Here is a 24,777-nt window from a genome sequence, read left to right as displayed (position 1 = left end):
CCGGATGTCGTCGCCGGGTGTGTCAGGCCGGCGGCCCCTCCGCCAGTGTGATGTTCGCGGTGCGGTCGCCGCCGTCGGTGGAGCGGTAATGCACGGCGATCGTGTCCCCGGGGTGGTGCGGGACGAGCACCTCGGTCATGGACGTCGCCCCGGTGATCGCGACGTTGTCGACCCCGGTGATGACGTCGCCCGCGGCGATCCCGGCCGCCCCGGCGGGCCCGCCGTTGACCACCCGCTGGACCCGCGCGCCGTTGCCGTTGTTGTCCATCACGCCCAGGCCGAGGAACGCGGTGGGGCCGATGTGCACGGTGTTGGAGCCGGCGCCGGACCTGATCTGGTTGGCGACACCCATCGCGCGGCCGATCGGAATCGCGAAGCCCTGCCCGCCGGACATCTTGTAGCTGTCGGTGGCGGCGGTGTCCACACCGATCACCTGCCCGGCGCTGTTCACCATGGGCCCACCGGAGTCGCCCGGCCTGATCGGCGCGTCGGCCTGGATGAGGCCGCCCAGATTCTCCTGCGCGCCGGTCAGGGTGTCGGTCGCCGAGACGCTCTGGTTGAGCGCGAGGACCTTGCCCGTGACCGCGCTGGGGGTTCCGCCCTGACCGCCGGCGTTCCCCAGCGCGACGATCGGCTCGCCCACCCTGGCCTCACCACCGATCGCGGCGGTGGGAAGCCCGGCGGCACCGCGCAGCTGCAGCACCGCGATGTCTTGCGTGCGGTCGTAGCCGACCACGTCCACGGCGTAGGTCTGCCCGTTGCCGACGGCGAAGGCGCTGATGTCGGTGGCCCCCGAGATCACGTGGTTGTTGGTCAGCACGACACCGTTCGGGTCGATCACGATGCCGGTGCCGGCACCGACGGCGTTGTTGTAGCCGAACTTGGTGTCGATGTTGACCACCTGCGGCCCCACCTGACCGACCATCGCCGACGGGTCCAGCGGCAGGGCGGGCGGTGACGCGGTGGCCATTCCGAGGCCGATACCGGCGTCCAGACCGAGGCCGAGTGCGACCACGGCCACCACGCTGACCATCCTGGACCAGACCGAGCGGTGGTGCGATTTGCTCATCGGTGTCACCCTCCTGCTTCGCCGTAACCAACAAACTGTCCCGGCCTCAGGCTCTGGGCGGCACAATTCGTGTACATAACCGTAATGCAGGTAGCTGTGCACGGCATGTCCCAGGCTCGCGCCGGCCCTGCTGTCACGCCCGGCGCGCCCCTAAGCTGACGCGGTGGGCGAATTCGACCCCCGGGCCCGATTCATCGAGTCGCCGGTCGCGCGGTTGGCCACCGTCACCCCGGGCGGGGCGCCGCACCTGGTGCCGGTGGTGTTCGCGGTCGCCGCCGACCCGGGCGGCCGGGACGTGGTGTACACGGCCGTCGACGCGAAACCGAAGACGACGCGGCGGCTGCGCCGGCTGGCCAACATCGAGGCCGACCCGCGGGTGAGCCTGCTGGTGGACCACTACTCCGATGACTGGGCGCGGCTGTGGTGGGTGCGGGCCGACGGTGTCGCCACCATCCACGACGACGGCCGGGCACTGGAATCGGGCCGCCGGCTGCTGCGCGCGAAATACCCTCAGTATCAATCGGTTTCGCTGGACGGCCCGGTCATCGCCGTCGCCGTGCACCGCTGGTCGAGCTGGCATCCCTGATCGGCCGGCCGTTCGATCTGGCCCGACGGTCTTGTGGTCGACGGGAGTTGGGTGAATGGTAGCTAGATAGGTGCTAGCTAGGTCAGCGACCACGCGCCCCGGCAACCTGGAGGAAGTCATGGCAGACAGGACAACTACTTCCCAAGGCGCGGCAAACGCTCCTACCGCCAACGGTCCGGGCGAGATTCGCAACGTGGTTCTGGTGGGACCGTCCGGCGGCGGCAAGACCACGCTCGTCGAAGCGCTGTTGGTCGCCGCCGGCGTGCTGACGCGAAGCGGCTCGGTGGCGGACGGCAGCACGGTCTGCGACTACGACGAGGCCGAGATCCGTCAACAACGATCGGTGGGCCTCGCGGTGGCCTCCCTGTCGCATGACGGCGTCAAGGTCAACCTGATCGACACGCCCGGCTACGCCGACTTCGTCGGGGAGCTGCGGGCCGGGCTGCGGGCCGCCGATTGCGCGCTGTTCGTGATCGCGGCCAACGAAGGCGTCGACGAGCCCACCAAATCGCTGTGGCAGGAGTGCAACCAGGTCGGCATGCCCCGCGCCGTGGTGATCACCAAGCTCGACCACACCCGCGCGAATTATTCCGAGGCGCTGGCCGCGGCGCAGGATGCGTTCGGCGACAAGGTTTTACCGTTGTACCTGCCGACCGGGCTGCCCTCCTGCCGCGGGCTGATCGGTCTGCTGTCGCAGGCGCGCTACGAGTACGCCGACGGCAAGCGCAGCGTGCAGGCGCCGGACCCGTCGGACGCCGCGCAGATCGAGGAAGCGCGCGGGGCCCTGATCGAAGGGATCATCGAGGAGTCCGAGGACGAGTCGCTGATGGAGCGGTACCTGGGCGGTGAGTCCATCGACGAAGCCGTCCTCATCGCCGACCTGGAGCGGGCCGTCGCCCGGGGGTCGTTCTTCCCGGTGATCCCGGTGTGCAGCACCACGGGCGTGGGCACCTACGAGTTGCTGGAGGTCGCCACCCGCGGGTTCCCGTCGCCGATGGAACACCCGCTGCCGGAGGTCTTCACGCAAGTCGGGGCGCCCCGCGCCGGCCTGACGTGCGACACCGACGCGCCGTTGCTCGCGGAGGTGGTGAAGACGACGTCGGACCCCTACGTCGGCAGGGTCAGCCTGGTCCGGGTGTTCTCCGGGACCATCAGGCCCGACACCACGATTCACGTGTCGGGCCATTTTGCGTCGTTCTTCGGCACGTCTAATGGAAACGGGCATGCGCACCCCGATCACGACGAGGACGAGCGCGTCGGCGTCCTGTCCTTCCCGCTGGGCAAGCAGCAGCGCCCGGCCGCGGCCGTGGTGGCCGGTGACATCTGCGCGATCGGCAAGCTGAGCCGCGCCGAGACCGGCGACACCCTCTCGGACAAGTCGGAGCCGCTGGTGCTGAAGCCCTGGACCATGCCCGAACCCCTGCTGCCGGTCGCGATCGCCGCCCACGCCAAGACCGACGAGGACAAGCTGTCGGTGGGGCTGGGCCGGTTGGCCGCCGAGGACCCGACGCTGCGGATCGAGCAGAACCAGGAAACCCACCAGGTCGTGCTGTGGTGCATGGGTGAGTCCCACGCCGGGGTGGTGCTCGACGCGCTGGCCAACCGGTACGGCGTCACCGTGGACACCGTGGAGCTGCGCGTCCCGCTGCGAGAAACCTTCAGCGGCAAGGCGAAAGGCCATGGCCGTCACGTCAAGCAGTCCGGCGGTCACGGCCAGTACGCGGTGTGCGACATCGAGGTGGAGCCGCTGCCGGAGGGCTCGGGCTTCGAGTTCGTGGACAAGGTGGTCGGCGGGGCGGTGCCGCGTCAGTTCATTCCGAGCGTCGAGAAGGGTGTGCGCGCCCAGATGGAGAAGGGCGTGCACGCGGGCTACCCGGTGGTCGACATCCGCGTCACCCTGCTCGACGGCAAGGCGCACAGCGTCGACTCGTCGGACTTCGCGTTCCAGATGGCCGGCTCGCTGGCGCTGCGGGAGGCCGCGGCCGCGACGAAGGTGGCGCTGCTCGAGCCGATCGACGAGATCTCGGTGCTGGTGCCCGACGATTTCGTCGGCGCGGTGATGGGCGATCTGTCCAGCCGGCGCGGCCGAGTCCTCGGGTCCGACACCGCGGGCAACGAACGCACCGTGGTCAAGGCCGAGGTGCCCCAGGTGGAGCTGACCCGCTACGCCATCGACCTGCGGTCACTGGCGCACGGCGCCGCCTCGTTCACCCGGTCGTTCGCCCGCTACGAGCCGATGCCGGAATCGGCCGCGGCGCGGGTCAACGCCGGCGTCTGAGCGTTCAGGCCCCGCGAGCGAACCGTTCGGCGACGGCGCGCCGGTCCAGCGAGCCTTTGGCGGTGTGCGGCAACTCCGCCGCCTGCTGGAAGTCGGTCGGCACCTCGAAGGGGGCCAACCGGTCACGGCAGAACGACGCCAGCTCGTCGGCCGTCGGCGCGGCGGATCCGCGCGCGACGATCACCGCGGCCACGGTCTCGCCGTACAGCGTGTCCGGCTTGCCGAACACGGCCACCTCCAGCACGCCGGGGTGGCTGGCCAGCACCGCCTCGACCCGCTCCGGCGAGATCTTCTCCCCGCCGCGGTTGATGAGTTCCTTGATGCGGCCGCGGATCACGAGGTCGCCGGCCGGCGACAGGGTGCCCAGATCGCCGGTGTGCAGCCACCCCTGGGTGAAGTTGGCGTCGGTGATCGACGGGTCGCCGAGGTAGCCCCGCACCACGGTGGGGCCGTGCAGCCAGACCTCGCCGACGGTCTCGGCGGGCAGCGACTGACCGTCGGGTCCGACGATCCGGATCTGCGGTCCGGTCGAGCGCCCGACGAGACCCGGTGTGGCGCCCGGGTTTTCGCTGTGCCCGGCGCCTTCGACTGCGGTGGTGGCCACCTGGTGGGTCGCCTCGGTCATCCCGAATGCGCACACCACCGGGGCCGAGAACGTGTCCTGCAGGGCCTGCGCCGTCTCGGCGGTCAGCGGCGCGCTGCAGCTGCGGATGAACCGCAGGCCGCCGGCGCCGGCGGGCCGCTCGGTGCGGGCGCGTTCCAACAGGATTTGATGGATCGTCGGGACGGCCGTGTACCAGGTGGCCCGGACCGCCTCGATGTCGTCCCAGAAGGTGTGCGCCGAGAATCGCCCACCCGCGGGCAGTAACACCGTTCCCCCGGACGCCAGGGTCGCCAGCAGGGCGGCGAGCAGGCCGTGCCCGTGGTAGAGCGGCATCACCGCGACGGTCGAATCCCGTTCCCCCAGGGCGTATCCGGCGACGATGGCCGCGACCGAGCCGGCGATGTTGTGGCGCGTCCAGGGCACCATTTTGGGCATGCCGGTGGTGCCGCCGGTGAACATGATCATGGCGTCGTCGTCGCGCAGGCCCTGCGGCGTCGACACGTCGCGCTGCGGTGCGGCGCTGACCGTCAGGGTGACGGCCGGGGCGGCGCCGTCGGGTCCGGCGCTCACCGCGATGGGCCAGGCCGGCGGTGTCGCCCCGGCGGTCTCGTCATCGCCGAGCCGGTCGACGAGCACCGCCCGCGCGCCCACCGCCTCGCTGCGGGCGCGCTGCTCGGTGCCCGGCAGCGCCGGATCGAGCGGAACCGCAACGAGATCCGCCCGGGACGCGGCGAGCAGCCCGACGACGAATTCGGCGTTGCTGCCGGCGCGCAGCGCGACCCGGTCGCCCGGGACCAGGCCGCCGGCCGCCAGTTGTGCGGCCAGATCGTCGACCAGTCGGGTCAAGTCGTGGTAGCTGACCGGGACGCGTTCGGCGGTGACGACCAGCGCGCACGCCTGCGGCGCCCGCCGCGCCGCCGCCTCGACCAGGTCGGCGATGCGCGGGCCGGTGGACGCCGTGACCTCGCCGCCGGTTGTCGAATCGGATCCCATCACCGCGCTCCTTCCCCTCTGTTGCCGTCCTTGTGCCGTCGATGCCACCCTGCCGGGCGGGCTCGCGGCGCGTCCAATACCGATCCGCTTACGACCGATAACCGTCGGCTATCGAAGCGCAACGCCGCCCCTCTGAGCTGTGGCGATAGACGCCGTCGATCATCGGATAGCGGCTTCGACTTGGACACGCGCCGGGGGCCGGGGTCACAGTGATGGCTAGTCATTACCGCCCGCGCACCGAGGAGTCGCCCATGTCCACCGTTTCGGCGTCGGGAAGCGACGCGCGGGGGTCGACCCGCGTGATCGACGGCTTCCACCTCGTGGTGGACGCGCTCATGGCCAACGACGTCGAAACCATCTACGGCCTCGTCGGCATCCCGATAACCGACCTCGCCCGGACCGCGCAGGCGGCGGGCATCCGCTACATCGGCTTTCGGCAGGAAGCCTCGGCCGGCAACGCCGCGGCGGCCGCCGGATTCCTCACCCGCCGCCCCGGCGTGTGTCTCACGACATCCGGGCCCGGTTTCCTCAACGCTCTGCCCGCGCTGGCGAACGCCACGACGAACTGCTTCCCGATGATCCAGATCTCCGGCTCGAGCAATCGGGCGCTGGTCGACCTGCAACGCGGTGACTACCAGGACCTCGACCAGCTCAACGCCGCACGGCCGTTCGCGAAGGCGGCCTTTCGGGTCAACCGGATCGAGGACATCGGTCGCGGCGTCGCGCGCGCGATTCGCACCGCGGTCTCCGGGCGTCCCGGCGGCGTCTACCTCGACATCCCCGGCGACGTCCTGGGCCAGGCCCTGGAGGCCTCGGCCGCCGCCGGCACGATATGGCGGGTCGTCGACCCCGCTCCCCGTCAACTGCCCGCTCCCGACGCGGTCGACCGCGCGCTGGAAGTCCTGGCCCGGGCGCGGCGGCCGCTGATCGTGCTCGGCAAGGGCGCGGCGTACGCCCAGGCGGACAACGAGATTCGACGATTCGTCGAAGCCACCGGCATCCCATTCCTGCCGATGTCGATGGCCAAGGGGCTGCTCCCCGATTCGCACCCGCAGTCCGCGGCCACCGCACGGTCGCTGGCGATCTCACGGGCCGACGCCGTCCTGCTGATCGGCGCGCGGCTGAATTGGCTTCTGGGCCATGGGGAGTCGCCGCAATGGTCCGCCGACACCCAATTCGTGCAGGTCGACATCGCGGCGAGCGAATTCGACAGCAACCAGCCGATCGCCGCGCCGTTGGCCGGCGACATCGGCTCGGCGATGTCCGCGCTGTGTGACGCCGTGACCGCCCGCCCGTTCGCCGCGCCAACGGAATGGGCGACCGAGCTGGCCGACCGCAAGGCGCGCAATGACGCCAAGATGCGCGAGCGCCTCGCCGACGACCCGCACCCCATGCGGTTCTACAACGCCCTCGGCGCGATTCGCGCTGTGCTGCAGGACAACCGGGACGTGTACGTCGTCAACGAGGGCGCCAACGCGCTCGACCTGGCGCGCAACGTCATCGACATGGAGTTGCCGCGGCACCGGCTCGACACCGGAACCTGGGGCGTCATGGGGATCGGCATGGGCTACGCGATCGCGGCCGCCGTCGAGACCGGCGGGCCGGTCGTCGCGATCGAGGGTGACAGCGCGTTCGGCTTCAGCGGGATGGAGATCGAGACCATCTGCCGCTACCGGCTGCCGGTGACCGTCGTCATCCTCAACAACGGCGGCGTCTATCGGGGGGACGAGACCGCGGCACACCCGTCGGACCCGGCCCCCACCGTGCTGAACGCCCGGGCGCGCCACGAGCTGATCGCAGAGGCGTTCGGCGGCAAGGGTTATCACGTCGCCACACCCGATGAGCTGCGCGCGGCGCTGACCGAGGCGATCGGCTCCGGGGCGCCCTCGGTCATCGACTGCGAGCTCGATCCGGCCGCCGGGGTGGAAAGCGGTCATCTGGCCGGCCTGAACCCGGCTCGCGCGGCGGCGGTCAGCGGCGGCGGGTGACGCCCAGGAGTTGGGCGTCGAAAAACTCGTTCAGCGCCAGGCCCGCGGCCGACGCCGCCAGCGCACGCGCGATCGGCGAACCGGGTCCGCTCGCGTTGGTCGCCAACACGACGTCGGCCTTGAGCACCGGATCGACCATCTCCACCGCCCGGATCTCCGGGCCCAGCGGGGAGGTCCACAGCCACGTGTGCGGCACGATGGAAGCCCACTTTCCGGCGGACGCCTGAGCGAATAGCGAAGCGACGGAGTCGGTTTCGACCTGCGGACTGACGGTGATGCCATGATCGTCGAACGCCTTGTCGATGATCTGACGGTCGCGCATGTCCGGGGTGAGCAACGCCAGCGGCAATTGCGCGGCCTGGGCCCAGGTCATCGTCGCCGCCCCGGATCCCAACATCTCCGCGGGCGACAGCAGCACGTAGCGCTCCTGGTACAGCGGGACCAGGTTCACGTCCGCCTCGTCGGGTGCCGCGTGCACGATCGCGGCGTCGAGCTCGAACTCGCGCAGGCGTCGGTACAGTTCGGTCGCCGCCAGCCGGGACAGGATCTGCACCTTCACCAGTGGGTGCGCCGAGCAGAACGCCGAGAGCACCAACGACGCGGTCGTCGATGCGGTCGGCACGGTGCCCAGCCGAAGCGTCCCCGTGATGCCGGAACGGACGGCGTCGACCTCGGCCTTGAAGGCGTCGTGTTCGGCGAGAATCCGCCTGGCCCACACCACCAACCGCTCGCCTTCGGGAGTGAGGCCCTCGAAGCTGTGGCCACGGTTGATCAGCGTGACGTTCAGCTCCCGCTCCAGCTTGGCGATCGCGGCAGACAGCGCCGGCTGGGAGACGAAGCACTTCTCGGCGGCCCGGGCGAAGTGGCGCTCGGAGGCGACCGCAACGAAGTACTCCAGCTGGCGGAAGAGCACCGCACTCCTCGGGTTCCGGGCTCGGGCTTGGGCGCCGATCTCGCTGAGGCTAACGCGCGCCCGACGGGTGCGCCAAGCCCGCGGCGGCACCTTCGACCACGCCCGGGCACGATTTGGGGGCTGCGGCCGCGAAAATCGGTGTATCGGTGCCGTTTTCGAAGCGCGTGCCACCCGGGCTGCGCGCCGCTGACCCAATCGAGCCCAATCGGCAGTCGAATCGTGACCGCAGCGGGTCCAGTGGGCTGTCATTGTTTGCTGAAACCGGTGATTCGTGGGTAACCCGTAGAATGACCGTGTGTTGATCGCACCATCTCGAAGGGTGGACGCTATGCGTCGAGGTGTTCGTTATCTATTTGTTATGGTCGCGATCACGGTCATGGGCCTGGTGGGATCGGCGGCCCGTGGCAGCGCCGCCGTGCCCACGCCGCACGCCGCACCCGAGGTCGCCTCGATTTTGCCCGCCGACGGCGCCGTGGTCGGCGTGGCGCACCCCGTCGTGGTGACGTTCACCGCACCGGTGGCCGATCGGGCCGCCGTCGAGCGGTCGATTCGTGTGACGTCGCCGGGCGGCACGCCGGGGCACTTCGAGTGGGTTCACAACACGGTGGTGCAGTGGGTCCCCGACCAGTACTGGGCCCCCCACACGCACGTTTCGGTGGGTGTGCAGGCGCTGACGACCGGCTTCGACACCGGCGATGCGCTGCTCGGTGTCGCCAGCATCTCCAAGCACACCTTCACCGTCAGCAGGGACGGAGAGGTGCTGCGCACCATGCCCGCGTCGATGGGCAAGCCCAGCAGGCCCACGCCGATGGGCAGCTTCACCGCGCTGGAGAAGCAGCGCACCGTGGTGATGGACTCGCGCACGATCGGCATCCCGCTCAGCTCCCCCGAGGGCTACAAGATCACCGCGCAGTACGCCGTCCGGGTCACCTGGAGCGGCGTGTACGTCCACTCGGCCCCGTGGTCGGTCGATTCCCAGGGCTACGCCAACGTCAGCCACGGGTGCATCAACCTCAGCCCCGACAACGCCGCCTGGTACTTCAACCAGGTCAACGTCGGCGACCCCATCCAGGTCGTGGCCTGAGCGTCACCCCCAGTCCCCGGCGTGTGACCGTCGTCACACGCGCCGACAGGAAGACCGGCCCGCGGCGGTGAGTTCTCGTTGGAGCGAGGCACTTGAACGAGAGGCGGGCCATGACCGGCGATGCGAAGCGCACGAAAGTTAGCTCTAGAGGCCCGGCGCGCGAGCGGGTAGCCGCCCGCATCCGCGAGTTGGCCGCGACCGACGAACAGTTCCGCAACGCCCAACCCGATCTGTCGCTGCAGCAGGCGGCGCGCCAACCGGGCCTGCGCCTGCCCCAGATTCTGGAGCTGTTCGTCGAGGGCTACGCCGATCGGCCCGCGGTGGGCTGGCGGGCCAGGACACTGAGCACCGACCCCGCGACCGGGCGTACCACCACGCGACTGCTCCCCCGCTTCGACACCATGACCTACCGCGAGCTGTGGGCCGATGTGCGCGCGATCGCCGCCGCGTGGCGGCACGACGCCGCGAACCCCGTGTCGCCCGGGGACTTCGTCGCGACGGTCGGTTTCGCCAGCGCCGAATATCTGACACTCGACCTGGTCTGCGGCTACCTCGGGCTGGTTGCCGTTCCGCTGCAACACAATACGACCCCCTCACGGCTGCGACCGATCGTCGACGAGGTCGAGCCGTCGATACTGGCCGCCGGCGTCGGTTATCTCGACCTCGCGGTCGAGGCGGCGTCGGGCAGCTCGTCGTTGCGGCGGCTCGTGGTCTTCGATTACCAGCCCGAGGTCGACGAGCAACGCGAGGCGCTGCAGCGCGCCCAGGCGACGCTGGCGGCCGCCGGCGCGGCGGTGACCATCGAGACCCTCGACGAAATCATCGAACGCGGACGCGCCCTGCCGCCCGAGCCCATGTACACCGGTGATACCGATCAGCGGCTGGCGATGATCATGTACACCTCGGGCAGCACCGGGTTACCCAAGGGCGCCATGTACACCGAGCAGATGCTGGCCAAGGTGTGGACCAACGAGCTGATGCCCGACTTCGCGGACACACCCGTGTTCAACGTCAACTTCATGCCGCTGAATCACCTCGGTGGCCGGATACCGCTGTCGACCGCGTTCCAGGCCGGCGGCACCAGCTACTTCGTGCCGGAAAGCGACCTGTCCACGTTGTTCGACGACTGGAACCTGGTGCGCCCCACTGAGATGGGCCTGGTACCCCGGGTGGCGGAAATGCTCTACCAGCGCTACCAGAGCGCCGTCGACCGACTCGTGGCTTCGGGCGCCGACGCCGGCTCCGCCGAGGCCCGGGCGCGGGCCGAGCTGCGTGAGCAGGTCCTCGGCGGGCGCATCGTGACCGCCTTCTGCGGGACGGCGCCGCTGGCCGCGGAGATGCGGGCCTTCGTCGAAACCTGTTTGGACGTCCACGTTCTCGACGGCTACGGGCTGACCGAGGTCGGCATGGTGACCAAGGACGGGCGCATGACCCGTCCCCCGGTGCTCGACTACAAGCTCATCGACGTTCCCGAACTCGGCTATTTCCACACCGACAAGCCTTATCCGCGTGGCGAATTGCTGGTGAAGTCGCTGACCGCGACGCCGGGCTACTTCAAACGACCGGACGTCACCGCCAACGCGTTCGATCCCGACGGCTACTACCGGACCGGCGATGTGATGGCCGAGCTCGAGCCGGACCGGCTGGCCTACGTCGACCGCCGCAACAACGTGTTGAAGTTGGCGCAGGGCGAGTTCGTCGCCGTCGCCCGCCTGGAGGCCGTCTTCGCCAGCGCGCCGCTGATCCGCCAGATCTTCGTATACGGCAACAGCGAACGCCCCTATCTGCTGGCCGTCGTCGTGCCGACGGCCGACGCCGCGGAGCGATTCACCGGAGATCCCGAGGGCCTCAAGGCCGCCGTCGCCGAATCCCTGCGCCAGTCGGCGCAACTCGCCGAACTGCAGTCCTACGAGGTGCCCGTCGACTTCGTCGTCGAGACCGAGCCGTTCAGCGAGGACAACGGCCTGCTCTCGGGCGTGGGCAAGCTGCTGCGGCCGAAGCTCAAGGAGCGCTACGCCGACCGGCTCGAACAGCTCTACGCCGAGCTGGCCGAAAACCGCGTGACCGAGTTGCGTGCGCTGCGCGAGGGGGCGGACAAACACCCCGTCGTCTTCACCCTCACCCGGGCCGCCGAGGCGCTACTGGGTGTGGCCGGCGGCCCGCCCGCCCCCGACGCACTCTTCATCGAACTCGGCGGCGATTCCCTGTCGGCGCTGACCTTCTCCAACCTGCTGCGCGACATCTTCGACGTCGACGTGCCGGTGGGAATGATCACCGGGCCCGCCACCGACCTGGGCCAGCTCGCGGAATACGTTGAATCCGAACGCAAATCGGGATCGCGGCGGCCCACATTCGCGACGGTGCACGGACGCGACGCCGCCGAGGTCCGCGCCGCGGAGCTCACCCTCGACAAGTTCATCGACGCGACGACCTTGGCCGCCGCACCGAACCTGCCGCGCGCGACCGGCACACCCCACACGGTCCTGCTGACCGGCGCCAACGGCTACCTCGGCCGCTTCCTGGCCCTCGAATGGCTCGAGCGCCTCGCCGAGACCGGCGGGAAGCTCGTCTCCATCGTCCGCGCGACGGACACCGCGACGGCCGGCAAACGGCTGGAGGCCGTTTTCGACAGCGGGGATCCGCAGTTGCTGGAGCGGTTCCGGACGCTGGCCGCCGAGCACCTGGAAGTCATCGTCGGCGACATCGGTGAGCCCAATCTCGGCCTGGACCAAGCGACTTGGCAGCGCCTGGCCCAGAGCGTGGATCTGATCGTCCACCCGGCCGCGTTGGTCAACCACGTGCTGCCGTACGACCAACTGTTCGGTCCGAACGTCGTCGGCACCGCCGAGTTGATCCGCCTGGCGATCACGACGCGCATCAAGCCCGTCACCTATCTGTCGACCGTCGCCGTGGCGATGACGGTCGATCCCGGCGAGTTCGCCGAAGACGGCGACATCCGCGCGGTCAGCGCGGTACGCCCGATCGACGACAGCTATGCGAACGGGTACGCGAACAGCAAGTGGGCCGGTGAGGTGTTGCTGCGTGAGGCGCACGACCTGTGCGGGTTGCCGGTCGCCGTCTTCCGCTCCGACATGATCCTCGCGCACAGCCGGTATGCCGGGCAGCTGAACGTGCCAGATGCCTTCACCCGCTTGATGTTCAGCCTGCTGACCACCGGCATCGCGCCGACCACGTTCTACCGGACCGACGAACACGGAAACCGAGCCGTGGCCCACTACGACGGGCTGCCCGCCGACTTCGTGGCCGAAGCGGTCACCACGCTCGGCGAACAGATGGCGGCCGAGGAATCCGGCGAGTACCGCTCCTATGACGTGATGAACCCACACGACGACGGCGTCTCCCTGGACGTGTTCGTCGACTGGCTGATCGCCGCCGGACACGACATCCGGCGCATCGAGGACTATGACGAATGGCTGGGCCGCTTCACCACGGCGCTTCGCGCGTTACCGGACAAGCAGCGCCAGCATTCGGTGTTGCCGCTGCTGGACGCCTACCGGGAACCCGCGACGCCACTGCGGGGAGCGCCGGCCCCCACCGACGTCTTCCGCCACGCGGTGCGGACGGCCAAAATCGGTGCGGACGAGGACATTCCGCACCTGTCGGCGGCGTTGATCGACAAGTACGTCGCCGACCTACGCCTGCTGGGCCTGGTGTAGCCCCGTGCGGTGCTAACCGGGCAGTCCCCGCTTGATCGCATCGTCTTGCTTGCGCGCGATGTCGACGGTCACGGCCGGGTCGAACGGGTCGTCGGGTGCGCTGTCGAATTCCAGGGTGACGAGCGCCTTGCCTTCGGTGAACAGCAGGACCGTCATGGCTTGGGAGTTGTCGGGCGAGGCACCCGAAATCGCCGACCCGTTGGCGCCCACGGCGAGCGGCCGCCAGTCGCCGACCACCTTGCCCGCGTATTCGGCTCTGCTGCCGGCGAGTTCGGCCGCGGCCGCCGACGGGTCGGCGGTCACCACGATGGTGTCCCACAGCCGGCGGCCGCTGTCGGCGTTGGCGAACAGCTGCGCGACCCCCGGCGCGTTGTTGGGGTTGAGCATCGGCGACTGGGGTGCCGTGAGACCCCCGCCCACGTCGCCCGGCTTGATCAGCAGGTAGCCGTAATCGGCGGGTTGCCCCGGCGGCGGCCCGGTGACCGCGCCCGAGTCGGTCGGGGATGCGGACGGGCCCGACTCCGCCGCCGACGGCGGTGGGGGCTTGTCGGAGCCGCCGCAGCCCGTGCTCGCGGCGCCGACCGCGACGATCGCGGCCGCGTGCCACACGACCCGGCCGGCGATACCGATTCGAGGAGCCCCCACGCATGTTCCTTCCACGCGTCATCCGTGCCCGAGTTGCTACGAACATATGCCCAACGGGCCGCCGGTGGGTAGCTCTTTGCGTGCCTATGCTGGCGTGGGTGGGGGCATCGTCGCGGTGAGGAGATCGGCATGACCGCTGCAGCGGCGCGCGCCGTACGGTTCGACCGGTACGGGGGGCGTGAGGTGTTGTACGTGGCGGACATCGACATGCTCACGCCCGGACCGGGCGAGGTTGTCGTCGAGGTCCGCGCGGCCGGAATCAATCCCGGCGAGGCCGGCATCCGGGTCGGGGCGATGCACGAGAGGTTCCCGGCCACCTTTCCCTCCGGGGAGGGCAGCGACCTCGCCGGTGTCGTGACCGCGGTGGCGCCCGGGGTCACCGAATTTGCGGTCGGCGACGAGGTTTTGGGATTCAGCCTGCGCCGGTCCAGCCACGCGACCCACGCCGCCGTGCCGGTGGGTCAACTGATTCGTAAGCCCGCCCAACTCGGTTGGGAGACGGCGGGTTCGCTCTACGTGGCCGGCGTGACCGCGTACGCGGCCGTGCGCGCGGTGGCGCCGCAGGCCGGTGAGACGGTCGCCGTGTCGGCGGCCGCGGGCGGGGTGGGCAGCCTGGTGGTGCAACTTCTGGCGCTGCGCGGGGCGCGCGTGCTAGGCATCGCGGGCCCCGGCAACGCCGACTGGCTGCGCGCGCATGGCGTCGTCCCGATCGCCTACGGTGACGGGCTCGCCGGGCGATTGCGCGACGCGGCGCCCGACGGCATCGACGCGTTCATCGACTTGTTCGGCCCGGACTACGTCCAGCTCGCGGTGGACCTCGGCGTCGCGCCGGAGCGGATCAACACCATCATCGCCTTCCAGAAGGCCGGCGAGGTGGGCGCCAAGACCGAGGGCAGCATGGACGCCTCGACACCCGAGGTGCTCGCCGAGATGGCCGGCCTGATCGCCTCCGGCGCCGTCGACTTCGACATCGCCGCGACCTATCCGCTGGACCGGGTCGCCGACGCCTTCGCCGAACTCGAGCGACGGCACACCCACGGGAAAATCGTTCTGCTGCCTACCGACTCACAATGACGAGACCGGCCCGACGACCCCTGCCTGCACGATTTTGATGATGACGAACGCGACGGCGACCACGAGGTAGCCGCGCAGGGTGAACAACCCCGCCCGGCGCATCGGCGACATCGCGGGCCGGTCGAGCAGGGCCAGGTTCGGGGTGACCCAGCCGGCCCGGTCCTGGCGGCGCACGGCCCGCCGTTCGGCACGGGTGAGCGATGCGGCGTCGTCGAGTTCGTCGACCTGCTCCGGGTCCAGCCCGCCTCCGAGCGTGCGCACGATGGCTTCCGCCTCGGCCAGGCTGCGATGCCTGCGGCCGACGACGACCATCACCGCGCCGCCGGCGATGCCGACCGCGGCGCCGGCGGCGAGCCCGGTCTCTATGGTGGCGGTGGACAGGTCCGGGAAGAAGGTCGTCGCCGTTAACGCCAGGGACAACAGCACCAGACACCACACGATGCTCCACGCAACGATGTTCTGCCGCACCGTGTTCACCCACGGTCCCAACACCGCGCGGTCGTTGCACAGCAACACCAGAAACACGGTGGCCGAGGGAAGCAGCACGCCGGCGAGCGCCTGCACGCCCTGGGTCACCAGGCCCAGGACGTGGTCGGGGCTGAAGGACACCGCGGCCGACACCGCAAGCAGCACCGCGTAGCCGCCGTAGAACACCGGCGCCTCGCCGATCTTCCAGTGCAACGAGTGCCGCTTGCCCAGGGCGTCGCCGACGGCATAGGTGGTCGCCAGGCCGACGGCGTTGGCGCCGATCAGCGACGCGTCCAGCAGGATGATCGCGAACAGCGCCCCCACCGTGCCGCCCAGATGCCGCGACAACCCCGCGGCGACCGCTCCGGCGTCGGTGAAGTGCCCGGCGTCGGCGGTGCCCGCCATCCCGAAGGCCGTCACCGCCATCAGCGCCGTCGCCCCGACCATGACCACGACGATCCCGATCACCAAATCGGCCCGGCCGTAAGGGATCCAGCGCGCGGTGATGCGCTTGTCCACCACGTTGGACTGCTGGAAGAACAGCTGCCACGGCGCGACCGTCGTCCCCACGATCGCGACCACCAGGAGCAGCACGGTCGAGTTCAGCCCGCCGGGGAACTGCGGGATCAGCCCGGCCGCAGTCGCTTTCGGGGCCGGATGCGCCAGCAGCACCATCGGGATGATCAGCACGTTCACCGCGATCAACAGGAACATCAACCGCTCCCAGCGGCGAAACGAACCCCCGGCCACGACGGCGAACAACAGCACCGCGGCCGCTGGGACGGCGACGAACTTCGGACAACCCAAGAACCCGAGAGCCATTGACACACCGATGAATTCGGTGACGATCGTCAACGCGTTCAAGATCAGCAGGTCGCCGACGCTGAAGGCGCCCCAGAACTTGCCGAACCGTTCGAAGATCAAGCGCGCGTGACCCACCCGGGCGACCGCGCCCAGCCGCAGCACCATTTCCTGGTTCACGTAGAGCACCGGGATCATCAGCACCAGCGTCCACAGCAGGCCCATCCCGTAGTCCTGGCCGGCCTGGGCGTAGGTCGCGACGCCACCGGCGTCGTTGTCGCCGACCATCACGATCAGGCCGGGACCGGTGATGACCGCCAGTGTCTTCAGCCGCCGCCAGCTGCCGGTCACGGTCCCGTCGGTGCGCCCGATGCGACCGAACGCGCCGACGATGTCGCCGACGTGCGCGGTGTCGAGCACCGTCGACGCCGGCGCCTCGGCGCGCGGGTTCTCCGCGGCGGCGGCCGTGCGGCCCGAACCCAGGCCACGGCCGCCGCCGGTGTGGATCGACGTCATCTGGTCCTCGCTGTACGAATCGCTCTCACCACGGGTGAGGGCATGCGGATGCACTCGATGCGTGGGGCGAATCACCAGTGGTTGTCGGGGCGTCCCGACGCGTGCCCGCCCAGCGAGGCGGTGACCACCGCGATCGGCATCCGCGAGACGTACAGGTTGGCGCGCTCCTGCGGGGTCAGGTTGGTCCGCAGGTGCAGCTTGTCGGCCAGCAACCGGCCCGCGCGCAGCATCGACCGCCGGCGTCCCCGCGGAACGGCGGAAAAACGGTGCGTAACAACAAAAGCCATGATCTTCTCCTGCCAGGGGTCCGATCGGCATCGACACTGTCCGTGGGACGTGTCAGCCGCGCAGGACCAAACGCAAGGTCAGGCGGCGGAAGGAATGCCGGAGCCGGATCGGGACAAAACGAATTTCGGATGCGGACTATCGCCGGGACTCATCTCGCCCTCACCTCCTCACGGCCGGGACACACGCGGGTGTCGTCACATTCACCTGAACGAGAGAGGCAGGAACGACCGACGGCACCAAAGCCGCCGGTCGCACCCCTCTCGTCGGAGCTTCGGCACTGCACGGCGTATCCGGAACGTTCCAGAAGCCACTTGGGCTCAACCCTTGGGTCCGGGAAGAGCTGTCCTGACCCGGGGCGTCTCTCGACGTTCGGGGTCAGTGGCCTGTATCCATGCAGACGCCTCACCTACCGAGGTGCTTGCGGAGTCCATAGTGGCACCGCGGCCCGGGCTCGTCAAACTCATTTGCGCTGAGCGTGGCGCCGTCGGCGGGCTCCCAGCGCCCACCCAGGCCGCACGCCTAGGCTCGGCGAGATGACCACAACGCTGCAGGATCCCCGGGTCGCATCGACGCTCGACCGCATGTACGCCGAGTCGAAGAACCAGATGTCGCTGTTGCGCGAGCGGCGTGGCACCTTCGATCAACCGATGTCCGCCCAGGAGCGGGCCGACGCGATGAGCGAGTTCTACATCCCCGTGACGCCCGAAGCCGGCCGGCTGCTGTATTCGTTGGTTCGCGCCACCCGCCCGGCGACGGTCGTCGAATTCGGGATGTCGTTCGGCATTTCCGCCGTTCACCTGGCCGCCGCGGTGCGTGACAACGGGAGCGGCCGCGTCGTGACCACCGAGCTCAGCGCCGCCAAGATCGCGGCCGCGAAGAAGACGTTCGCCGAGACGGGCTTGGACGATGTGATCACGATCCTGGAGGGCGATGCGCTGAGCACGTTGAAAAGCGTGGACGGGGCGGTCGATTTTCTGCTGCTCGACGGTTGGAAAGATTTGTACCTGCCCGTGATCGAGCTGCTGGAGCCCCGGCTGTCCACGGGTGCGTTGGTCATCGCCGACAACGCCAGCTCGGCCGATATGGCCCCGTATCTCGACCGCGTGCGCGACCAGGCCAACGGCTACGTCAGCTTCAACTTCCAGGTCCGCGACAGCGACAGCATGGAGATCAGCTGCCGCACAGGCACTTAGCGGCTAGCGCAGCGACTCCTCGAGCCACGGCGTCAGCCACTTCACCCCTTCCGGGGTCAGGTGCACGCCGTCGCTGCGCACCTTGATGCCGTCGACCTTGGCGGTATAGACGCCGTCGGGGCACAGCTTCTTGTTCAGGTCGAGGATCGCGACGTTCGGGTGGTGGCTGACGGTCTTGCGCAGCATGGTGTTCCACAGGTTGACCCGGTCCGGCTGGTCCTCCGGATACAGCCGGCCGTCCGGCTTTTCACCGCCGCGGCTGTAGGGCACGGTCGCGACCACCACCCGCACACCGGTGGAGCCGGCGATGGTCAGCGCCCGCTCCAGCTCGCCGTTGAGGTAGGCGTCGAAGGTCGGGTCGCCGATGTGGGTCCACTGGCCCTCGTTGACGCGGTCCACGGTTTCCCAGCGGCCGATGATCAGCAGCGCGACGTCGGGTTGGTCCTGGGCGACCTGCCTGGCCCATCGGATCGGCCAGCCGTCGCACTCGGATCGCTGCTCGAGGGTTTGGCCCACATACCGGTACGGGGTGCCGCGCACCAGGCTGCATCCGATGACGGTGTGGTCGAGGAACGCGAATCCCGGCGTCGGCGGGAGGTAGTGCATCCACGTCCACCCGATCGAGTCCCCGAACACCGATACGGTGAACGGGCGGTTGGGATCCCGCGGCCGGCTTTCGCCGGGCGGTGACGGCGAGACGGCCGCGACCGCGGAGACTCCGGGCGGCAAGCCCGGCTCGCGCAGCCCCGGCCCGGCTCCCACCGGAACCACCAACAGCGTCACCGCCGCGGCGCTGGCGACGGTCGCCGCCGCCAGCGGTAGCAGCGGCACCCGCGCCGGCCGCCAGCGCCGGATGGGCTGCTCGAGCACCCAGTACGACGCCGCGGCCAACACCACCGCGGCGGCGCACCGCGCGGCGAACAGCGGCAGCCCGGACCATCCGGTGCGTTCGCCGTTGAGCGCCAAGAAGATCGGCCAGTGCCACAGGTACACGCCGTAGGAGATGGTGCCGAGCCACACCAGCGGCGGCAACGCGAGCGCGCGCGCGACGACGCCGCGCTGCTCCAGGGCGACCGGGGCGATGACGAACACGGCCGCGATCGCGACGCCGATCAGCAAGCCGTGGCGGAATTCGCCGCTGGCGCCGGTGGCGTAGTGGGTCGCGGCCGCCAGACCCGCCAAGCCCAGCAGCGGCAGAATCCGGGCGGCGCGCCGCCCCCACCGCGTGCGGATCATGCACCAGCCGCGGTTCATCGACGGCCAATCCCGCACCAGCAGGGCCGCTGCCGACGCGCCGACCAGGAGCGCCTGCGCGCGGGTGTCGGTGCCGAAATAGATCCGGTCGCGGGTGCCGTCGGACACCATGACGATGGCGAGCGCCGCGGACGCCAGGGCCCCCACGGTGGCGATGACGAACGTCGCGAAGCGCACGCCGCCGACGGTGGCCCGGGTGAAACGGCGCCTCGCGCGCGCCGCCACCGCCAGCGTGACCGCGATCAGCAGCAGCGGCCAGACGAAGTAGTACTGCTCCTCCACGCCGAGCGACCAGGTGTGCTGCAGCGGCGACGGCGGTGCGCCCTGGGTGAAGTAGTCGGTCTTCTGGGCGACGAACCGCCAGTTCGCCAGCCACACGAACGCCGCGATGGCGTCGTCGCGCAGGCCGGTGAGCGACCGCTCGGGCAGCAGCTGCCGGGCCGCGGCCACGGTGAGCACCATCAACACCAGCGCCGGCAGGAGTCGCCGCGCGCGCCGGATCCAGAAGCCGGTGAGGTCGATGCGACCGGTGCGTCCCAGCTCGTCGAGCAGCAGCGAGGTGATGAGGAATCCGCTCAGGACGAAGAAGACGTCGACGCCGATGAATCCGCCGCTGACGCCGGGGATGCCGCCGTGCCCGATGAGCACCAGCGCAACGGCGATCGCGCGCAGGCCGTCGAGCGCCGGGATTCCGCTGCGCCCCTCCGGCCCGTCCCAGACCCCCAGCCGGCCGACCCGGCGCACGGGGGCGACCCATCGGGGCCGAGAACGACGAGCCGGTGCGGGGTGAGACCCGCCCGGCTCGATGCTCGCTGTCAGCGCGCCGTGACTACCATCCCGCCCGGCGCCATGGTTGATGCCGATACGTCGCTGCCCCTCCTCGTGAACGGAGCCAGCTTAAGGGCGGACGCGCGGGATCGCGTGGAGGACACGCAACGGTTTTGCGCTGCGCTGCGTTCGGATTTCGGGGTCGGGCGTCAGGCCTTGCCGGGCGCGTAGCCCAGGGTGCTCTTGACCTCCAGGTACTCGTGGAAGCCGAATTCGCTCCATTCGCGGCCGTTGCCGCTGCGCTTGTAGCCGCCGAACGGCGCGTTCATGTCGAACGCGTGATTGATCGTCACCCATCCCGCGCGGATCCGGCGGGCAACCTCGCGCGCCTTGTCGAGGTCGGCCCCGGAGACATAGCCGGCGAGGCCGTACTCGGTGTCGTTGGCGATCTCGACGGCCTGGTCGATGTCGTCGTAGCCGAGGATGCACAGCACCGGCCCGAAGATCTCCTCGCGCGCGATCGTCATGTCGTTGGTGACATGCGCGAAGACGGTCGGCTTGACGTAGTACCCCGTGTCCAGCCCCGCCGGTCGGCCCGGGCCGCCCGCGACCACGGTCGCGCCCTCGTCGATGCCCTGCTGGATCAGCCGCTGCACCTTCTCGAACTGCGTCCTCGACGCCACGGGCCCGATCGCCGTCGCGTCGTCGGCGCTGCCCACCTTGACCTGTTCGGCCACCTCGCGCGCGATCGTAATGGCCTCGGCCATCCGTGAATTCGGCACCAGCATGCGCGACGGCGCGTTACAGCTCTGCCCGGAGTTGGGCATCATGTTGGCCACGCCGGCGCGGACGCCGTCGGCGAAGCCGCCGTCGTCGAGGACGATGTTGGGGCTCTTGCCGCCGAGTTCCTGGGTCACTCGCTTCACCGTCGGGGCGGCGTTCTTGGCGACCTCGATGCCGGCGCGGGTGGACCCGGTGAACGACACCATGTCGATGTCGGGATGGCTCGCCAGCGCCGCGCCCACGCCCGCGCCGTCACCGTTGACCAGATTGAACACCCCGGCCGGCACGCCCGCGGCAGCCAGGATCTCGGCGAAGATGTACGGCGAATATGGCGCGACCTCAGAGGGTTTCAGGACGACGGTGCAGCCGGTGGCCAGCGCCGGATACACCTTGACGGCGACCTGGTTGATCGGCCAGTTCCACGGCGTGATCAAGCCGCAGACACCGATCGGCTCCTTGGCGATCAGGGTCTCCCCTTTGTGTTCGGAGAACGGGAAGTTCTTCAGCACGTCGATGGCCGTCGTGAGGTGGCCGATGCCGAGGAAGACCTGCGGGCCCGCAGCCAGTGAGGGCGGCGCGCCGATCTCCTCGGTGACCGCCTCGGCGAGATCGTCGGCCCGCTTCTGGTATTCGGCGAGGATGGACTGCAACAGGTCCAGGCGCTGTTCGCGGGTGCTCAGCGACCAGCCCGCGAAGGCGCGCCGGGCGGCCTGAACCGCCACGTCGACGTCGGCCGCCGACCCCAGCGAGATCTTTCCCGAAACCTGCTCGGTCGCCGGGTTTTCCACCTCGAAGGGGTTGGGCCGCACCGGGTCGACCCATTGTCCGTCGATGTAGAACTTCAGGTATTCGCGCATAGCTAGCACTCTTCCTTAGTTGCGGCGCTCACTGGGTGCCTTCTGCATACCAGGTACGGAATCGGTCGTACTTGGGCATCTCCTCGGAGTTGGCCTTCGGGTCGATGCACACGTGCACCACACCGACTTTGCCGCTGGCGTAGGCGCGTGCGATGGCCGGCCCGATCTCGGATTCCTTCTCGACGAACTCGCCATGGCACCCGAAGCCCTGCGCGATCTTGTCCATCCGGACGTCCTTGCTCCAGTGCACGCCGGGCTGCGGTGACGGCTGGGCGAACGTGCGCTTATAGACGCCGACCTCCAGGCCCCACTGGTGGTCGACGCCCACCACGCACACCAGCGGAAGGTTCTGCCGCGCAGCCGTTTCCAGTTCCGCGATGTGGAAGAGGAAGGCCGAGTCGCTGGTCAGCAGCATGACGGGGCGCTTGCCGCCCTCGGCGACGGAAGCCCCGACCGCGTAGGGCAGGCCGGTGCCGAGGTGGCCGAAGTTCTGGTTCCAGATGACATCGCGCGGTTTGGCCTGCGAGTAGGTCCACTGAAAGATGACGGTCGCGCCGCCATCGCGGACCATGATGGCGTCGTCGAGTTCGTTGAACGCCTTGGTGGCCTCGACGACATAGCGCGCCGGGTGGATCGGCGAACGACCCGACGGCGCGGTCTCGGCGAGCTGTGCGAGCTCCTCGGCGTCGGCCTTGACCAACTTCTCGAGGCTGGGCGACGGGGTGCGCGGCGTGTCCCGGAGCGCCTCGACCAGCTGCGGCACGACGCCGCGCAGATCGCCGACCAGCGGCACGTCGAACTGTCGGTTGACGCCGATGGCGGCCGGGTCCTGCTCGACGTACACCCATTTGCGATTCGCGTCGTTGCCCGCCCAATGCTGGGTCCGGCCGTAATGCATGGGCTCACCGAGTTCGGTTCCCAACGCGACGCACAGGTCGGATTGCTCGACCGCCTCGTTGGCGGCCGGGGAGAACAGGTAGGGGAAGGTCCGCTCCTGCAGGCCCGGGATGTACGAAGTACCCCCGGAGGTCTGGATGACCGGGCAGGCCATCAGGTCGGCGAGCTCCTTCACCGCGGGGCCGGTGCGCGACGTGTGCACGCCGTGGCCCACCAACAGGATCGGGCTCTTCGCTTCGCGAATCAGCTTGGCGGCCTTGGCGATCTCTGGGGCGCCCGCCCCCTGGTTGACGAGGCGATACCGATGCGGCGGCAGCGGATCGGCCACGTCGAGCTCTTCGAGGATGACGTGCGACGGGTATTCGACGTAGGCCGGGCCGGGAGTGCCGGACATGGCCCGGCGGATGGCCTCATGGATGATCTCGTCGGTCTGGTCGGCGTACTCGATGGACGCGCTGTACTTGACGGACGGGGCGAAAAGGGGCTCCTGGCGGACGAATTGGATGCGCCCGCGCCGCACCCGGCGCTCGGTGATGCGGGCGCGCTGGCCGCCGAGGAAGATCACCGGCGAGTTCTCCACGAGCGCGCACTGGATCGCTCCGGCCATGTTGGCCATGCCCGGGCCGAGCGTCCCGATGCACAGCCCGGGCTTGCCGGTCATCCGTGACGCCGCCTCGGCCATGAATCCCGCGCTCAACTCGTGATGCGGCGCGACCACCGACCACCCGCGCGCGTCGGCCTCGGCGAACATGTGCACGAAGTTCGGGTCCGGGATCCCGAACAGGGTGTTCACCCCCTCGGCCTCGAACAGGTCGAGAATGCGCTTGTACACCGGCACGGTCATTGTTGAAGTTCCTCTCCCTGGCGAGCAGACGCAAAATCGTGCTCTGGCGGTGTGTTTCGTGCGAGTCCGGGACCGCTCGCGCCGATTTCGGCGAGCACGTCCTCGGTATGGGCGCCGAGTTCGGGCGCCGGCCCCGCGACACGGCCCGGTGTCTGGGAGAACCAGGTGGGCACGCCGGGGAAGCGCACCGGCCCGTGCGGGGTGTCCACGGTCTCGAACATGCCGACGGCCTTGAGATGCGGATCGTCGAACAGCGCGCCGGGCGTGTTGAGCGGCGCGGCCGGGATCTCGAGTTCGCGCAGCAGCTCCAACCACTCCGCGGTGGATCGCTCTTTCATGGTCTCGGCCACCAGCCCGTAGACGGTGTCGATTTCGCGGGCGCGCTGTTCCAGCGTCGCGTAGAGCTCGCTGGCCCACGGCGGCCGCACGGCGTTCATGAACGCGTTCCAGTGCTTGTCGTTGTAGATCAGTGCGGCGATGTGGCCGTCGCTGGTGCGGTAAGGACGGCGGTTGGGCGCCACGGTGCGCGGATACACCGCGGGCCCCAGCGGGGGATCGAACAGGGCGCCGTTGGCATGCTCGACGAGCATGAACGACGCCATGGTTTCGAACATGGCGACCTCGACCTCTTGGCCCTGCCCGGTGCGCTCGCGGTGGAACAACGCCATCGTCGTTGCGTACAGCGCTGTCAGCCCGGCGATCTTGTCGGCCATGATGGTGCCGACGTAGTCGGCCTCGCCGGTCAACTGCTGCTGCACCGCCGGCAGGCCGCATTCGGCCTGGATCGTGTCGTCGTAGGCCGGGCGGTCGCGATCGGGTCCGCGTCGCCCGTACCCGTAGCAATTGGTGTAGACGACTTTGGGATTGATCGCGGCGACGTCGTCGTAGCCGAAGCCGAGCTTGGCGATCGCCTTGGCGCGCATCGAGTGGATGAACACGTCGGCGGTCTCGACCAAAGCGCGTAGCGCCCGCTTTCCGGCGTCGGTCTGCAGGTCCAGCACGACGCTGCGCTTGCCGCGGTTGACGTTGACGAACACCCCGCTCATGCCCGGCGCCGGGCCGACCGAGATGTAGCGGGTGTTATCGCCTTGGGGCGGTTCGACTTTGATCACATCGGCGCCCATGTCGGCCATGATCTGGGTGCAGTAGGGCCCCATCACCATCGCGGTGAGATCGATCACGCGCACACCGGCCATC

Annotated in this window: 17 protein-coding genes and 1 riboswitch; of the genes, 7 read left to right on the top strand and 10 right to left on the bottom strand. The window is 69.5% G+C overall.

Annotation, left to right across the window (positions count from 1 at the left end):
* Positions 1–22: 22 nt before the first annotated feature.
* Positions 23–1,069, bottom strand: a complete 1,047-nt coding sequence (locus QGN31_RS00680; protein WP_008262147.1) for a S1C family serine protease — start codon at positions 1,067–1,069, stop codon at positions 23–25.
* Between the two features lie 163 nt (positions 1,070–1,232).
* Between QGN31_RS00680 and QGN31_RS00675 the strand changes: the two genes are divergently transcribed.
* Positions 1,233–1,655 (top strand): TIGR03668 family PPOX class F420-dependent oxidoreductase, encoded by a 423-nt coding sequence (locus tag QGN31_RS00675; RefSeq protein WP_008262148.1) that lies wholly within the window; start codon positions 1,233–1,235, stop codon positions 1,653–1,655.
* Positions 1,656–1,773: 118 nt separating this feature from the next.
* Positions 1,774–3,933 (top strand): elongation factor G-like protein EF-G2, encoded by a 2,160-nt coding sequence (locus tag QGN31_RS00670; protein WP_008262150.1) that lies wholly within the window; start codon positions 1,774–1,776, stop codon positions 3,931–3,933.
* Positions 3,934–3,937: 4 nt separating this feature from the next.
* Here the strand turns inward: QGN31_RS00670 and QGN31_RS00665 are convergent, their stop codons facing one another.
* Positions 3,938–5,530, bottom strand: coding sequence for a FadD7 family fatty acid--CoA ligase (locus tag QGN31_RS00665; protein WP_008262151.1), 1,593 nt, complete (start codon positions 5,528–5,530; stop codon positions 3,938–3,940).
* A 251-nt stretch (positions 5,531–5,781) separates the two neighbouring features.
* On the opposite strand from QGN31_RS00665, the gene oxc reads away from it, so the two are divergent.
* Positions 5,782–7,518, top strand: coding sequence for an oxalyl-CoA decarboxylase (oxc, locus tag QGN31_RS00660; protein ID WP_009957107.1), 1,737 nt, complete (start codon positions 5,782–5,784; stop codon positions 7,516–7,518).
* Here the strand turns inward: oxc and QGN31_RS00655 are convergent.
* Positions 7,502–8,431: a LysR family transcriptional regulator gene (locus tag QGN31_RS00655; RefSeq protein WP_014943151.1), complete on the bottom strand. Its 930-nt coding sequence runs from the start codon at positions 8,429–8,431 to the stop codon at positions 7,502–7,504. The genes oxc and QGN31_RS00655 overlap by 17 nt on opposite strands.
* Positions 8,432–8,759: 328 nt before the next feature.
* Here QGN31_RS00655 and QGN31_RS00650 point away from each other — a divergent pair, with 328 nt between their 5' ends.
* The gene (locus QGN31_RS00650) at positions 8,760–9,515 is read left to right on the top strand and encodes a L,D-transpeptidase (protein ID WP_014943152.1); all 756 of its coding nucleotides are present in this window, start codon (positions 8,760–8,762) and stop codon (positions 9,513–9,515) included.
* 110 nt (positions 9,516–9,625) lie between these two features.
* Complete coding sequence (gene car, locus QGN31_RS00645) at positions 9,626–13,192, top strand: carboxylic acid reductase (protein WP_043955507.1); 3,567 nt, start codon at positions 9,626–9,628, stop codon at positions 13,190–13,192.
* Positions 13,193–13,204: 12 nt separating this feature from the next.
* Here car and QGN31_RS00640 read toward each other — a convergent pair whose 3' ends face one another.
* Positions 13,205–13,837, bottom strand: a complete 633-nt coding sequence (locus tag QGN31_RS00640) for a hypothetical protein (protein ID WP_014943154.1) — start codon at positions 13,835–13,837, stop codon at positions 13,205–13,207.
* 129 nt (positions 13,838–13,966) lie between these two features.
* On the opposite strand from QGN31_RS00640, the gene QGN31_RS00635 reads away from it, so the two are divergent.
* Positions 13,967–14,911: an NADP-dependent oxidoreductase gene (locus QGN31_RS00635; protein ID WP_043955510.1), complete on the top strand. Its 945-nt coding sequence runs from the start codon at positions 13,967–13,969 to the stop codon at positions 14,909–14,911.
* Here QGN31_RS00635 and QGN31_RS00630 read toward each other — a convergent pair.
* Positions 14,903–16,696: an NRAMP family divalent metal transporter gene (locus QGN31_RS00630; protein WP_233425296.1), complete on the bottom strand. Its 1,794-nt coding sequence runs from the start codon at positions 16,694–16,696 to the stop codon at positions 14,903–14,905. The genes QGN31_RS00635 and QGN31_RS00630 overlap by 9 nt on opposite strands.
* A gap of 71 nt (positions 16,697–16,767) precedes the next feature.
* On the bottom strand, positions 16,768–16,983 hold the full coding sequence (locus tag QGN31_RS00625; RefSeq protein WP_131810750.1) for a hypothetical protein: 216 nt from the start codon (positions 16,981–16,983) through the stop codon (positions 16,768–16,770).
* Between the two features lie 249 nt (positions 16,984–17,232).
* Positions 17,233–17,405, bottom strand: a riboswitch (M-box (ykoK) riboswitch).
* A 112-nt stretch (positions 17,406–17,517) separates the two neighbouring features.
* Between QGN31_RS00625 and QGN31_RS00620 the strand changes: the two genes are divergently transcribed.
* The gene (locus QGN31_RS00620; protein ID WP_014386084.1) at positions 17,518–18,177 is read left to right on the top strand and encodes an O-methyltransferase; all 660 of its coding nucleotides are present in this window, start codon (positions 17,518–17,520) and stop codon (positions 18,175–18,177) included.
* A gap of 3 nt (positions 18,178–18,180) precedes the next feature.
* On the opposite strand, the gene QGN31_RS00615 is transcribed toward QGN31_RS00620, so the two are convergent.
* The 4 genes from QGN31_RS00615 to QGN31_RS00600 form a co-directional block, all read right to left on the bottom strand.
* Positions 18,181–20,175, bottom strand: a complete 1,995-nt coding sequence (locus tag QGN31_RS00615) for an acyltransferase family protein (protein ID WP_014943157.1) — start codon at positions 20,173–20,175, stop codon at positions 18,181–18,183.
* Between the two features lie 233 nt (positions 20,176–20,408).
* Positions 20,409–21,839, bottom strand: coding sequence for an aldehyde dehydrogenase family protein (locus QGN31_RS00610; RefSeq protein ID WP_014943158.1), 1,431 nt, complete (start codon positions 21,837–21,839; stop codon positions 20,409–20,411).
* Between the two features lie 28 nt (positions 21,840–21,867).
* On the bottom strand, positions 21,868–23,580 hold the full coding sequence (locus QGN31_RS00605) for a thiamine pyrophosphate-binding protein (RefSeq protein ID WP_014943159.1): 1,713 nt from the start codon (positions 23,578–23,580) through the stop codon (positions 21,868–21,870).
* On the bottom strand, positions 23,577–24,776 hold the full coding sequence (locus QGN31_RS00600; protein ID WP_014943160.1) for a CaiB/BaiF CoA transferase family protein: 1,200 nt from the start codon (positions 24,774–24,776) through the stop codon (positions 23,577–23,579). Before QGN31_RS00600 ends, QGN31_RS00605 begins: the two co-directional genes overlap by 4 nt.
* Position 24,777 lies beyond the last annotated feature (1 nt).

Origin of the sequence: Mycobacterium sp. 2-64, from assembly GCF_035918375.1 — a bacterium.
In the GTDB taxonomy this organism is placed as follows: Bacteria; Actinomycetota; Actinomycetes; order Mycobacteriales; family Mycobacteriaceae; genus Mycobacterium; species Mycobacterium intracellulare.
Note: the sequence above shows the minus strand (reverse complement) of the source record. Positions and strands in the feature narration are given on the sequence as shown.

What these genes read in the sequence shown, in the direction of transcription:
- QGN31_RS00680 (WP_008262147.1), bottom strand. Translation starts at nt 1,069, where the DNA reads ATGAGCAAATCGCACCACCGCTCGGTCTGGTCCAGGATGGTCAGCGTG.
- QGN31_RS00670 (WP_008262150.1), top strand. Translation starts at nt 1,774, where the DNA reads ATGGCAGACAGGACAACTACTTCCCAAGGCGCGGCAAACGCTCCTACC.
- QGN31_RS00665 (WP_008262151.1), bottom strand. Translation starts at nt 5,530, where the DNA reads ATGGGATCCGATTCGACAACCGGCGGCGAGGTCACGGCGTCCACCGGC.
- oxc (WP_009957107.1), top strand. Translation starts at nt 5,782, where the DNA reads ATGTCCACCGTTTCGGCGTCGGGAAGCGACGCGCGGGGGTCGACCCGC.
- QGN31_RS00650 (WP_014943152.1), top strand. Translation starts at nt 8,760, where the DNA reads ATGCGTCGAGGTGTTCGTTATCTATTTGTTATGGTCGCGATCACGGTC.
- car (WP_043955507.1), top strand. Translation starts at nt 9,626, where the DNA reads ATGACCGGCGATGCGAAGCGCACGAAAGTTAGCTCTAGAGGCCCGGCG.
- QGN31_RS00635 (WP_043955510.1), top strand. Translation starts at nt 13,967, where the DNA reads ATGACCGCTGCAGCGGCGCGCGCCGTACGGTTCGACCGGTACGGGGGG.
- QGN31_RS00630 (WP_233425296.1), bottom strand. Translation starts at nt 16,696, where the DNA reads ATGACGTCGATCCACACCGGCGGCGGCCGTGGCCTGGGTTCGGGCCGC.
- QGN31_RS00625 (WP_131810750.1), bottom strand. Translation starts at nt 16,983, where the DNA reads ATGGCTTTTGTTGTTACGCACCGTTTTTCCGCCGTTCCGCGGGGACGC.
- QGN31_RS00620 (WP_014386084.1), top strand. Translation starts at nt 17,518, where the DNA reads ATGACCACAACGCTGCAGGATCCCCGGGTCGCATCGACGCTCGACCGC.
- QGN31_RS00610 (WP_014943158.1), bottom strand. Translation starts at nt 21,839, where the DNA reads ATGCGCGAATACCTGAAGTTCTACATCGACGGACAATGGGTCGACCCG.
- QGN31_RS00605 (WP_014943159.1), bottom strand. Translation starts at nt 23,580, where the DNA reads ATGACCGTGCCGGTGTACAAGCGCATTCTCGACCTGTTCGAGGCCGAG.
- QGN31_RS00600 (WP_014943160.1), bottom strand. Translation starts at nt 24,776, where the DNA reads ATGGCCGGTGTGCGCGTGATCGATCTCACCGCGATGGTGATGGGGCCC.